The 11,327-nt window shown below is 66.0% G+C and carries 13 protein-coding genes and 1 pseudogene; 12 read left to right on the top strand and 2 right to left on the bottom strand.

Going from position 1 to position 11,327, the window contains the following annotated elements:
• Positions 1 to 19: 19 nt before the first annotated feature.
• From NU1_RS17205 to ilvD, 4 genes are all read left to right on the top strand, one after another.
• A complete protein-coding gene (locus tag NU1_RS17205; protein ID WP_067522583.1) occupies positions 20 to 430 on the top strand; it encodes a VOC family protein in 411 nt (136 codons plus the stop codon).
• A gap of 224 nt (positions 431 to 654) precedes the next feature.
• Entirely contained in the window at positions 655 to 891 is a 237-nt protein-coding gene (locus tag NU1_RS17210; RefSeq protein WP_067522585.1) for a hypothetical protein, read from the top strand.
• Positions 892 to 910: 19 nt separating this feature from the next.
• The gene (locus NU1_RS17215) at positions 911 to 3,304 is read left to right on the top strand and encodes an ATP-binding cassette domain-containing protein (protein ID WP_067522586.1); all 2,394 of its coding nucleotides are present in this window, start codon (positions 911 to 913) and stop codon (positions 3,302 to 3,304) included.
• A 294-nt stretch (positions 3,305 to 3,598) separates the two neighbouring features.
• The gene (gene ilvD / locus NU1_RS17220) at positions 3,599 to 5,305 is read left to right on the top strand and encodes a dihydroxy-acid dehydratase (protein ID WP_067522667.1); all 1,707 of its coding nucleotides are present in this window, start codon (positions 3,599 to 3,601) and stop codon (positions 5,303 to 5,305) included.
• A gap of 29 nt (positions 5,306 to 5,334) precedes the next feature.
• On the opposite strand, the gene dapA is transcribed toward ilvD, so the two are convergent.
• The gene (gene dapA, locus NU1_RS17225) at positions 5,335 to 6,282 is read right to left on the bottom strand and encodes a 4-hydroxy-tetrahydrodipicolinate synthase (protein WP_245720165.1); all 948 of its coding nucleotides are present in this window, start codon (positions 6,280 to 6,282) and stop codon (positions 5,335 to 5,337) included.
• Between the two features lie 29 nt (positions 6,283 to 6,311).
• On the opposite strand from dapA, the gene NU1_RS17230 reads away from it, so the two are divergent.
• Both NU1_RS17230 and NU1_RS17235 read left to right on the top strand, forming a co-directional pair.
• On the top strand, positions 6,312 to 7,190 hold the full coding sequence (locus NU1_RS17230) for a LysR family transcriptional regulator (protein WP_067522588.1): 879 nt from the start codon (positions 6,312 to 6,314) through the stop codon (positions 7,188 to 7,190).
• Positions 7,191 to 7,234: 44 nt separating this feature from the next.
• Positions 7,235 to 7,477, top strand: a complete 243-nt coding sequence (locus NU1_RS17235; protein WP_067522590.1) for a hypothetical protein — start codon at positions 7,235 to 7,237, stop codon at positions 7,475 to 7,477.
• Positions 7,478 to 7,609: 132 nt separating this feature from the next.
• Here NU1_RS17235 and NU1_RS41515 read toward each other — a convergent pair whose 3' ends face one another.
• Positions 7,610 to 7,750, bottom strand: a complete 141-nt coding sequence (locus tag NU1_RS41515) for a hypothetical protein (protein WP_157552419.1) — start codon at positions 7,748 to 7,750, stop codon at positions 7,610 to 7,612.
• Positions 7,751 to 7,821: 71 nt separating this feature from the next.
• Here NU1_RS41515 and NU1_RS17240 point away from each other — a divergent pair, with 71 nt between their 5' ends.
• From NU1_RS17240 to NU1_RS42765, 6 genes and pseudogenes are all read left to right on the top strand, one after another.
• Positions 7,822 to 8,088, top strand: coding sequence for a hypothetical protein (locus NU1_RS17240; protein ID WP_157552421.1), 267 nt, complete (start codon positions 7,822 to 7,824; stop codon positions 8,086 to 8,088).
• Positions 8,085 to 8,834 carry an AraC family transcriptional regulator gene (locus NU1_RS17245; RefSeq protein ID WP_245720166.1) on the top strand — a complete coding sequence of 250 codons (750 nt, stop codon included), beginning with the start codon at positions 8,085 to 8,087 and terminating at the stop codon, positions 8,832 to 8,834. Before NU1_RS17240 ends, NU1_RS17245 begins: the two co-directional genes overlap by 4 nt.
• 43 nt (positions 8,835 to 8,877) lie before the next feature.
• A complete protein-coding gene (locus NU1_RS17250; protein ID WP_067522593.1) occupies positions 8,878 to 9,735 on the top strand; it encodes a sterol desaturase family protein in 858 nt (285 codons plus the stop codon).
• An 85-nt stretch (positions 9,736 to 9,820) separates the two neighbouring features.
• A complete protein-coding gene (locus NU1_RS17255; RefSeq protein ID WP_067522595.1) occupies positions 9,821 to 10,507 on the top strand; it encodes an AIM24 family protein in 687 nt (228 codons plus the stop codon).
• A 154-nt stretch (positions 10,508 to 10,661) separates the two neighbouring features.
• Positions 10,662 to 10,868, top strand: a complete 207-nt coding sequence (locus NU1_RS17260; protein ID WP_067522596.1) for a hypothetical protein — start codon at positions 10,662 to 10,664, stop codon at positions 10,866 to 10,868.
• 137 nt (positions 10,869 to 11,005) lie between these two features.
• Positions 11,006 to 11,327: pseudogene (locus NU1_RS42765) on the top strand (hypothetical protein); the annotation flags it as partial.

Consider the following 11,327-nt stretch of genomic DNA (forward strand, 5'->3'; position numbering starts at 1 on the left):
CGCGGCTAGCGTTATCGCCATGGACATCATCATTCAGTCGAGCTTCCTCCCCCAGGACGATCCGGAGGCCGCGCTGGCCTTCTACCGCGACGCCCTCGGCTTCGAGCTCCGCAAAGACGTCGGATTCAATGGGATGCGCTGGCTCACCGTCGGCCCCGTCGACCAGCCCGGCACCTCCATAGTGCTGCATCCACCGGCCGCCGATCCCGGCATTACCGAGGAGGAGCGCCGGACCATCGCCGAAATGATGGCCAAGGGCACCTACGCCAGCATCCTGCTGGCCACCAAGGATGTCGATGCCGCCTTCGAGAAGGTGCAGGCCGCCAATGCCGAGGTCGTCCAGGAACCGACCGATCAGCCCTATGGGGTCCGCGACTGCGCCTTCCGTGATCCGGCGGGCAATATGGTCCGTATCCAGCAGTTGAGCTGAACCGCCCGCCCGACCCGAAACCAGGCGAGCTAGCTCTCCCCCACCCCGGACGAGCTAGCTCACCGCACGCAGACGATGAACGGATCGAGCACTCGGCATCGTCGCCATCGTCAACCCTGAACGCATCCGATGTTAATTGCTCGCAGCGGCTGCGGTCTTCGCAACCGACCATTCCGTCGTGGACGGCAACGCCCTCGACGAACGATAGAAGGTGAGGAGTCACAATGGCCTGGAACAAAAGGAACCGTCAGCTGCACCGCCTGCTATCCATTATTTTCACGACCACCGTCGTCATCGCTTTCATCGGCGCCACGGTGGGGCTTACCGAGACCGCGGTCTGGCTGTTCTATCTCCCGCTGCTCCCGCTCTTCCTGCTCATGGGCACCGGTTTGTACATGTTCGTGGAGCCGTATCGCAAAAGGCGGCGCGCCAATCGCCCGAACCCCGTCGGGCAGCACTGATCAGGTTGAATGGAGCCACATGACCACCGCCACGAAAAAGCGTACGAAAGCGCCAGCGCTGCCCGCTGCCGACAGCCATGATCTGATCCGGGTGCACGGTGCCCGCGTGAACAATCTCCAGGATGTCAGCATCGAGATTCCGAAGCGGCGGCTGACGGTGTTCACCGGTGTCTCCGGCTCCGGTAAGAGCTCACTGGTGTTCAGCACGATCGCCGCGGAATCGCAGCGGCTGATCAACGAGACCTATTCCACCTTCGTCCAGGGCTTCATGCCGACGCAGGCGCGACCCGAGGTCGATGTCCTCGAGGGGCTGACCACCGCGATCATTGTCGACCAGCAGCGACTCGGTGCCGACCCGCGCTCCACGGTCGGCACCGCCACCGACGCCAACGCCATGTTGCGCATCCTCTTCAGCCGCATCGGCAAGCCGTATATCGGTTCGCCCCAGGCGTTCTCGTTCAATGTCGCCTCGATCAGCGGAGCCGGGGCGGTCGCCATCGAAAAGGGCGGCAAGACCGTACGGGAGCGTCGCAGCTTCAGCATTACCGGCGGTATGTGCCCGCGCTGCGAGGGCCGGGGCTCGGTCAACGATATCGATCTGTCCCAGCTCTACGACGAGAACAAGTCGCTCGCCGAGGGCGCGTTCACCATTCCCGGTTGGAAGTCGGACAGCTTCTGGACGGTGCGGGTCTACGCCGAGTCCGGCTTCGTCGATCCGAACAAGCCGATCAAGAAGTACACCAAGCGCGAGCTCAACGACTTCCTCTACAAGGATCCGGTCAAGGTGAAGGTCGACGGCGTCAACCTGACCTATGAGGGGCTGATCCCGAAGATCCAGAAGTCGTTCCTGTCCAAGGACAAGGAGGCGCTGCAACCGCATATCCGAGCATTCGTGGAGCGGGCCGTCACCTTCACCATCTGTCCCGAATGCGATGGCACCCGGCTCAGCGAGCTGGCCCGGTCATCGAAGATCAAGAAGATCAATATCGCCGATTGCTGTGCGATGGAGATCAGGGATCTCGCCGAATGGGTGCGCGGTCTGAAGGAACCGTCGGTCGAGCCGCTGCTCGACGCTTTGCGCAATACCCTCGACTCGTTCGTCGATATCGGGCTGGGCTATCTCTCACTCAATCGGCCGTCGGGCACGCTGTCGGGCGGTGAGGCGCAGCGCGTCAAGATGATTCGCCATCTCGGGTCGGCGCTCACCGATGTCACCTACGTCTTCGACGAGCCCACCATCGGCCTGCATCCGCACGATATCCAGCGGATGAACGAGCTGCTGCTACAGCTGCGGGACAAGGGCAACACGGTGCTCGTCGTGGAGCACAAACCGGAGACCATTGTCATCGCCGACCATATTGTCGATCTGGGTCCCGGCGCGGGTGCGAAGGGCGGCAATATCTGCTTCGAGGGCTCCGTCGACGGGCTGCGGGCCAGCGGCACCGTCACCGGCCGCCACTTCGACGATCGAGCCGCACTCAAGGAGACGGTGCGAAAGCACAAGGGCGCACTGAAGATCCGTGGTGCGAACGCGAACAATCTGCGGAATGTCGATGTCGATATCCCGCTCGGGATGCTGACCGTCATCACCGGCGTCGCGGGCTCCGGTAAGAGCTCGCTCGTGCACGGTTCACTCCCCACCGATGCGGGGGTGGTGTCGGTCGACCAGAGCGCGATCAAGGGCTCGCGGCGCAGTAATCCGGCCACCTACACCGGACTGCTCGAGCCGATCCGCAAGGCGTTCGCCAAGGCCCATGGTGTGAAACCCGCACTGTTCAGTGCGAATTCGGAGGGCGCCTGCCCCAATTGCAATGGCGCGGGCGTGATCTACACCGATCTGGGGATCATGGCCAGTATGGAAACCACCTGCGAGGTGTGTGAGGGCAAGCGCTTCGATGCGACGGTGCTCGACTACCACCTCGGTGGCCGCGATATCAGCGAGGTGCTCGCGATGTCGGTGACCGAGGCCGAGGCGTTCTTCGGCTCCGGTGACGCGCGGCTGCCTGCCGCGCACGCCATCCTCTCCCGGCTCGCCGATGTCGGGCTCGGCTACCTCACCATCGGCCAGCCGCTCACCACCCTGTCCGGCGGCGAACGGCAGCGCCTCAAGCTGGCCACCCATATGGCCGAGAAGGGCGGCGTCTACATTCTCGACGAGCCGACCACCGGCCTGCACCTCGCCGATGTGGAAAACCTGCTCGGCCTGCTCGACCGGCTCGTAGACTCCGGCAAATCGGTAATTGTCATCGAGCATCACCAGGCGGTCATGGCGCACGCCGACTGGATCATCGACCTCGGCCCCGGCGCGGGCCACGACGGCGGCACAATCGTCTTCGAGGGCACACCGGCCGACCTGGTCGCCGACCGCTCCACACTCACCGGCGAGCACCTGGCGAAGTACGTGGGGGCTTGACGTCCTCTCCGCCATCCGGGCATGGGCCTTCCTGTCATCTCGGCAGTGCCCTCCCCGTCATTCCGGCATGGTTTGGCCGGGATCCACTTCTCAACAGCGGTGGATTCCGGCCAAAAGCACGCCGGAATGACGAGGGAACAGCGCGGGGGAACGACAAGGGTGGCAGCGCCGCGGAATGAGCGGGCAGCGCGGTCTCAGCCCGAGTGCACGAGAACACGAGTGAATCTCCTCCTGATGTGGGCGCGCGCAGGGGGGTTTCGCTCGTACCGGAATCGACTGGAGGATGATCGCATCGTGTCCAATGATTCGAACGGCCCCGATATCAAGCCACGCAGTCGCGATGTCACCGATGGATTGGAGAAGACCGCGGCGCGCGGGATGCTGCGCGCGGTCGGCATGGGTGATGCCGATTGGGGGAAGTCGCAGATCGGCGTGGCCTCCTCGTGGAACGAGATCACTCCCTGCAATCTGTCGCTGGACCGGCTGGCCAAGGCCAGTAAGGAAGGCGTTTTCGCCGGTGGCGGCTATCCCATGGAATTCGGCACCATCTCGGTGTCCGATGGCATTTCGATGGGGCATGAGGGGATGCACTTCTCGCTGGTGTCGCGGGAGGTGATCGCCGACAGCGTGGAGACGGTCATGCAGGCCGAACGGCTCGACGGTTCGGTACTGCTCGCGGGCTGCGATAAGTCATTGCCGGGCATGCTGATGGCGGCGGCGCGCCTGAATCTGGCGAGTGTCTTCCTGTACGCGGGCTCGATCCTGCCGGGTATCGCGAAGCTGTCGGACGGCACCGAGCGGGAGGTGACGATTATCGACGCCTTCGAGGCGGTCGGGGCGTGCTCGCGCGGACTGATGAGCCGCGCGGATGTCGATGCCATCGAGCGCGCCATCTGCCCCGGTGAGGGCGCCTGCGGTGGCATGTATACCGCCAACACCATGGCCAGCGCGGCCGAGGCCATGGGCATGTCGCTGCCGGGCAGTGCGGCGCCGCCCGCCACCGACCGCCGACGCGACGGGTATGCCCGGCGCAGTGGCGAGGCGGTGGTGGAATTGCTGCGGCGCGGCATCACCACCGCCGACATTCTCACCAAGGAGGCCTTCGAGAACGCGATCGCGGTGGTGATGGCCTTCGGTGGCTCCACCAATGCCGTGCTGCATCTGCTGGCGATCGCGCACGACGCGAAGGTGGACCTGACCCTCGACGATTTCGCCCGGGTCGGCCGCAAGGTGCCGCACCTGGCCGACGTCAAACCCTTCGGCAAGCATGTGATGACCGATGTGGACCGGATCGGCGGGGTGCCGGTCATGATGAAGGCGCTGCTCGACGCCGGACTGCTGCACGGGGACTGCCTCACCGTGACCGGTCGTACCGTGGCGGAGAACCTCGCCGATATCGCACCGCCGGATCCGGACGGCAGGGTGGTCCGCGCGATGAATTCGCCGATCCACCCGACCGGCGGCATCACCATTCTCGACGGTTCCCTCGCGCCGGGCGGCGCGGTGGTGAAGTCGGCCGGATTCGATTCCGACGTATTCACCGGCACAGCAAGGGTTTTCGACCGCGAGCGGTCCGCGATGGATGCACTCGAGGACGGCACCATCGCGGCCGGTGACGTGGTTGTCATCCGCTACGAGGGCCCCAAGGGCGGTCCGGGTATGCGCGAAATGCTCGCCATTACCGCCGCCATCAAGGGTGCGGGTCTGGGCAAGGATGTGCTGCTGCTCACCGACGGGCGGTTCTCCGGCGGCACCACCGGCCTGTGCGTGGGCCATGTGGCCCCCGAGGCGGTCGACGGCGGCCCCATCGCCTTCGTCCGTGACGGCGATCGGATTCGCCTCGATGTCGGGGCGGGCACCCTCGATCTCCTGGTCGACAAGGAGGAGCTCGACGGTCGCCGCGAGGGCTGGGAACCGTTGCCGCCGCGCTACACCCGCGGGGTACTCGCCAAGTACGCCAAGCTGGTCGGCTCGGCTTCCTTCGGAGCCGTTTGCGACTGATCCACCACGGACCGGGTCAGCGGCCGTTCTCACCGCATTGATCGCTCGGCCCGGTGGGCCGCGAAGTGATCGAGTGCGGCGAGCGCGGCCGCTGTCGTCTGGTCCCGGGCGGCGAGCAGTGGCAGCCGGACGGCCGCTGTCGGGATGCGCCCCCGCGCCGCCAGGACCGCCTTGATGACGGTGGGGTTGGGTTCGGCGAACAGGGCGCTGGAGAGCACCGCGAGCCGGTGGCCCAGCGCCCGAACCTCGTCGATCGGACCGTTTCGCCACCCCGCGACGAGGGCCGCGAATGCCTCGGTGGCCACCGTGGCCGTGGCCAGAATCGCGCCCGCCGCCCCGAGCGCCAGCAGTGGGGCCGCGTACAGATCGTCCCCGGCCAGGACGGCGAAATCCTTTGGGCGGCTGGCCATCAGCTCGATGGTGGTGTCGTCGATCATGCCGACGGCGTGTTTGACGCCGATGATATTCGGCGTGTTCGCGAGCGCGAGCAGGGTCTCCGCGCCGAGGGTTCGGCCGGTGCGGTAGGGGATGTTGTAGACGATCAGCGGGACCGGGCTGGCGGCGGCCAGGTGCTGAAAGTGCGCGAGGACACCCGCTTCCGTGGGCCGAATGTAGTACGGGACAACGGTGAGCGCGGCGGCAATGCCGGAGCGCAGGCCGTCGAGCGCTGCCAGCGATGCCGCCGTCGAATTGGTGCCCGCGCCGACGATCAACGGCGCGTTCCGTTCCCGGCACACCCGGGCACAGATCTCGACGACGAGTGTGCGCTCGTCATCGGTCAGGGTCGCGGTTTCGGCGGTCGTGCCCAGCGCCACGATTCCGGTCGCGCCCTCCGCCAGGGCGGCGTGCGCGAGGCCCGCCAGGGCCTCGGTGGCGACGGACCCATCGGCGGCGAAGGGTGTGATCAGCGGGACGAAAAGGCCGGAGAGCGTCATACCGACGAGCTTCACCCGCAACGACCATAAGGTCCAGTTCATATATTTGCCGTTGAGCATAAGCTGAACTGATGCTCGATGTCCGCAAGCTGCGTCTGCTGCGCGAACTGGCACACCGCGAGACGATCGCCGCCGTCGCCGAATCCCTCAATTACACGGCGTCGGCCGTCTCACAGCAGTTGAGCGCACTCGAACGCGAAGCCGGGGTCCCGCTCCTGGAGCGGACCGGCCGCCGGGTGAGGTTGACCTCGGCGGGACGCACCCTCGTCGACCATGCCGGAACCATCTTCGCGGTACTCGAACAGGCCGGTGCGGACTTGGCCGCAGACCATGCCGCGCTCACCGGTCCGCTCCGAATCGGCGTGTTCCCCACCGCGAATCGCGCGATACTCGCCCCGGCACTGGTCGCGCTGAGCACGGAGCATCCGCGGTTGGAGCTGATGGTGACCGAACTCGATCCCATCCTCGCACCCGGCGCGCTGCGCACCGAAGCGCTCGATATCGCGCTGGTCCAGGAATACGACTACGTGCCGGTCGACGTCGACCCCGCCCTGGACACCGAACCGCTCCTCGCGGAAATCATCTATCTGGCAGCGCTTTCCCCCGGCGCACTGGCCTCGCACCAGCGCAGTCAATGGGTGGCGGGAACTCCCGGCACGCTGTGCCACACCATGACCGTACGAGCCTGCCAGGCAGCCGGATTCACTCCCCGAATACGCCACCACGCCGACGACTTCGGCACCGTGCTCGAGCTGGTGGCGGCCGGGCAGGGAGTCGCACTCGTCCCCGAACTCGGCGCGCGGGCAACACCGCCTGCGGTCGCGCTGACCCCGCTGCCGACGCAACGCCGTACCCACATCGCCTACCGCCGCGGCACCGGAACCCACCCCGCCATCAGCGCCGCTCGCACGGCACTGCACAGCGTGATTCGACGAAGCCGATCCGGGTAGGCGGGAAAGGTAAGGAGAACGACAGCGAGACAAGGACATCAGCGATGACCAGAAGCGAAGAGACCGGCACCGTCACGGGTACCAAAGACAAGGACTACGACCTGCTCTGGTTCATTCAGAGTTCGCTCGACAATGCCCTGCGCCTGGAAACCTACATTCAGGATGCCGAACGGGCGGGCGATAGCGAACTCGCCGAGTTCTTCCGCAAGGCCCAGAGCGATAGCCGCAAGGGCGGCAGGATGGGTAAGGAACTGCTCGCCAGCCGATTGGAGTCCTCCGGCATGTGAGGGCCGACTGTGGCTCGCCGGGCATGGGGCCCTGCGGCCACGAGCGCGGGACGCGGCGGTCGTGATTCCAGGGGGCAACCGACCGCCGACTCGGGCGCCGCAACGGCCGGGAGCAACCCGCCCTACAGGGGGCTAGCTCTCCTTCTCGGTCGGGGTATAACGCACATTCGTAGGCTGCCCGCGCTGTTTGCGCCGGATCACCACGATGGCCACGACCACGGGAATCGCCAGAATCACCAATAGTTCCACATCTCGCGCATACCCAGAGATCACTGATTCACCGCTCTGGGTAATCGGGTTACAGTGATCGGGCGGCTCCACCGTCTATGCGAACGGCGGTGACCATGGCGACAGGGGCGTTGTTGACGTTGATCTCCTGGTATCGAACGAATACGGGCGAGCGCACCTGCGGCAGCTCCCCGGTAGCGGGCACCAGGGCCACCGCCACCTATCACCGGCGGGTCCTACGGGAATCAGGCGGGACCCGCGAACACAGGGTGGGCCGCTACAAAGCGGTCGGGTTCCGCCGCGCAGGCCTCGACACCCGCTTCCCCGGCCTCCTCGACGCCATCCTGGCCGCCACCGCCACCCCGCGTCGGGACGAGCGGTGATCGCGGGTGCGCCGCGGTGGCTCGGCGGGGTGGTGTTCACGCCCGGGTTGATGGCGTTCACCGGTGAAATCGGTGCTACCGGAGCACATTCCCATGCCGCCATCCAGGTTCTACTGGTCACCGCGGGCGAGTTGACGCTCACCGACGGCACCGGTCACACCGCTACGGCCCAACTGGCGATCATCCCACCCGGTGCCCGGCACGAAATTCACGCCACGCCCGGCACTTCCGGATTCTTCGCCTACCTCGACTCGGCCGGACCCACCGGCCGCGCCGCCCTGTCCCGTCTGCGCGGGCTGCCGCTCGATCGGGTGTCGAGCTGGATCACCGCGGCGACCCCACGGTTCGGATCGGCCCCGTCACTACCGGATTCGGCACCACGACCGCCGGGGAGGTCTTCGCATCCGGTGGTCGCCGAGGCGCTGCGCGTGGCAGCCACCACGCGGGGTGGCCCGCCATCTCTGGGTGACCTCGCGGCCGCGGTGGCCATGTCGCCGAGCCGTCTCTCCCACCTGTTCGCCACCGAAGTCGGATTACCGTATGCGGCGTGGCGACGCTGGACCCGCCTGCAACTCGCGGTGAACACCGTCCGCGCGGGCGGCTCGCTGACCGAGGCAGCTCACACCGCAGGCTTCACCGACAGCGCCCACCTCACCAAAACCTGTCGCGACCTGTTCGGTATCACCCCCACCGAAGCGCTCATCGCCACCGGCTGGCGACCGTCGCCCACAGCGCGGGTCAGTTGATTTCTACAAGCCTCGACCGGGGTCCGGCAGCGACGCTGAACCCATGTCCACGATCTTCACCCCCCTGGTCCGCTACGGCTACGCACCCCTGATGTTATTGGGCGTCAATGGCATCGGCATCGCGCTGGCCGCCGGTGGCGCCCATAAACTCTGGCTGCTCGCCCTACTCGTCACCGCCATCGCGTTGTCGTTCGCCGCCGAACGTGTCCTGCCGTACCAGGACTCCTGGAACACCTCCCACGGTGACGTCGGCCGCGACACCGCCCACACCTTCGTCAACGAAACCCTCATTCTCGCCAGCGTCGCCGCCATCCCGGCCCTTGCCGCCATCATCCCAGGTGACGGAATCTGGCCCGGCAGTTGGCCATTCGTCGTTCAGGTACTGATCGCGATCCTGGTCGCCGACCTCGGTATCACCCTGGCCCACTACGCCAGTCACAAGATCGGTGTGCTGTGGCGCTTCCATGCGGTGCACCACAGCATCACTCGCTGCTACGGCCTCAACGGTCTGATGAAACACCCGCTGCACCAGACCATCGAAATGGCCGCGGGTGTCACGCCACTGCTGATCCTGGGTCTCCCCGTCTCCGTCGCCGCCGCACTGTCGCTCGCGGTCGCGGTGCAACTGCTGCTGCAACACTCCAATGCCGACTATCGCGTGGGCCCCCTCGAACATGTACTCGCGCTCAATGCGGGCCACCGCTTCCATCACCTGAAATGGGCGGGCATCGGCGATGTCAACTTCGGCCTGTTCACGCTCATCTGGGACCATCTGCTGCGCACTTACAGCTACGACCCGACCCGCCGGTTCAGCAGCGCCGACCTCGGTATGGCTGCCAAGCCGGACTACCCCACCGCCTACTTCGCTCAACTCACCGAACCCTTCGCGTCCAAGGGGTGAGATCGGTACCCAGCGGGCGTGGCGACGCCCGTCGGCTGGGTACCCCCGGAGTACATACCGGTACACCCAATCGAACGGCGTCACTATGAAGAGCCTCCTGTTCGACCAGACCAATCTCGAGTCCGAAGCGCCCCAACGCTTCTCACTACAGAACCCGCAGATGCTGCGGGCGGTGCTCGGCCCCGATCTGCTCGCCGTCAAAGGCGCGATGGTCGCCTATCAGGGCGATATCAGATTCGACCACGAGGGCGCGGGCAGTGTGGGAAAGATATTCAAGCGCATGGTCACCAACGAGGACGTGCCGCTCATGCGGGCCTCCGGGGAAGGTGAGGTGTTCTTCGCCAGCGAGGCCGGATATGTCTTCCTGATCGACCTCACCGGCGACGGCTTGAGTGTGAACGGCACCAATCTGCTGGCCTTCGACGCCGCCTTGGAGTGGGACATCAACCGGGTCAAGGGCGCGGGCATGCTGACCAGCGGGTTCTTCAACACGACCATTACCGGGAACGGATCGGTCGCGCTGTGCGCGGTCGGCCGCCCCGTCGTACTCGACTGCTCCGCCCAGCCGACCTATGTCGACACCCAGGCCACCGTCGCCTGGTCGTCGAACCTGGAACCCAAGATCGTCTCGAGCCTGAACCTGCGGTCGATGCTGTGGGGCGGCAGCGGTGAGGCATTCCAGTACGCCTTCCACGGACCGGGGTTCGTCGTCGTCCAACCCTACGAATGGAAGCCGCAGCCCGCGGAGCCCACTACGCGGCAGTCCAACTAACGCGGCTGATCCCGCGCGCTGAATCACTCCGAATTCGCGGTGAACGCCAAGTCGTGCACGGCGGCGGGCAGGCACCCCAGTAGGGTGATCAGTAGACGGTGTTGACCCGAGTCCTTCGGATACGGCAACCCGACGCCAACCGGGAAGCGTGTATATGACTTCAGCACGACAGACAACCCTGCAGCACGAGCCCAGCGAGTTCAGTGCGGCACGCGCCGCCGAGAAGGCCGCCTGCGCGAAGCAGAACACCCAGGCCGCCATCACGGTCGCCAGTCACGCCATCGACGCCGCGGACTGCGACTACCTGCTGCAAATGCTCGGTCTGGATGCGACAGGCGAGTCCGCTGTAGACGAGATCTGACGCCACACCCTGCCCTCGGCGCGGAACGGCTTCGGCCCGGCCACTGACGGCCGGTTGTCATATGTCGGAATGTGCCGCGAGATCTATTGTGACAGTTCCTGACCGGATGACCGGCGGCGCTGCGGAATAATCGGGGCATGGTGCAGGATTTCCGGCAGGGCGGAAACGGGGTCCGTGCGAGGGTGATCCACGGGTTGTCCCGCGTTTTTGTCCGCCCCACCCTGACCTTTTGGCCATTGCGCGGGCCGCTGGCACCGCTGCTGCGGCCGGTTATGCACGTGCTGGACCTGATGTTTCGGTTCGTGCCGCGATTACCGGGCACTCGGACGCGGAAAGTGGCCGACTCCGGCTGGTGTGGCGAGTTGGTCGAGCCAGTAGACGGGCCGACCGCAGCGGGCGCCATCGTCTATCTACACGGTGGCGCATTCGTATTCTGCGGCCTGGCGACCCATCGCAGGA

Origin of the sequence: Nocardia uniformis NBRC 13702 (genome assembly GCF_001613345.1) — a bacterium.
GTDB lineage: Bacteria > Actinomycetota > Actinomycetes > Mycobacteriales > Mycobacteriaceae > Nocardia > Nocardia uniformis.

Coding starts and splice junctions, on each gene's coding strand:
- NU1_RS17205 (WP_067522583.1), top strand. CDS start 20: ATGGACATCATCATTCAGTCGAGCTTCCTCCCCCAGGACGATCCGGAG.
- NU1_RS17210 (WP_067522585.1), top strand. CDS start 655: ATGGCCTGGAACAAAAGGAACCGTCAGCTGCACCGCCTGCTATCCATT.
- NU1_RS17215 (WP_067522586.1), top strand. CDS start 911: ATGACCACCGCCACGAAAAAGCGTACGAAAGCGCCAGCGCTGCCCGCT.
- dapA (WP_245720165.1), bottom strand. CDS start 6,282: ATGAACTGGACCTTATGGTCGTTGCGGGTGAAGCTCGTCGGTATGACG.
- NU1_RS17230 (WP_067522588.1), top strand. CDS start 6,312: ATGCTCGATGTCCGCAAGCTGCGTCTGCTGCGCGAACTGGCACACCGC.
- NU1_RS17235 (WP_067522590.1), top strand. CDS start 7,235: ATGACCAGAAGCGAAGAGACCGGCACCGTCACGGGTACCAAAGACAAG.
- NU1_RS17240 (WP_157552421.1), top strand. CDS start 7,822: ATGGCGACAGGGGCGTTGTTGACGTTGATCTCCTGGTATCGAACGAAT.
- NU1_RS17250 (WP_067522593.1), top strand. CDS start 8,878: ATGTCCACGATCTTCACCCCCCTGGTCCGCTACGGCTACGCACCCCTG.
- NU1_RS17255 (WP_067522595.1), top strand. CDS start 9,821: ATGAAGAGCCTCCTGTTCGACCAGACCAATCTCGAGTCCGAAGCGCCC.
- NU1_RS17260 (WP_067522596.1), top strand. CDS start 10,662: ATGACTTCAGCACGACAGACAACCCTGCAGCACGAGCCCAGCGAGTTC.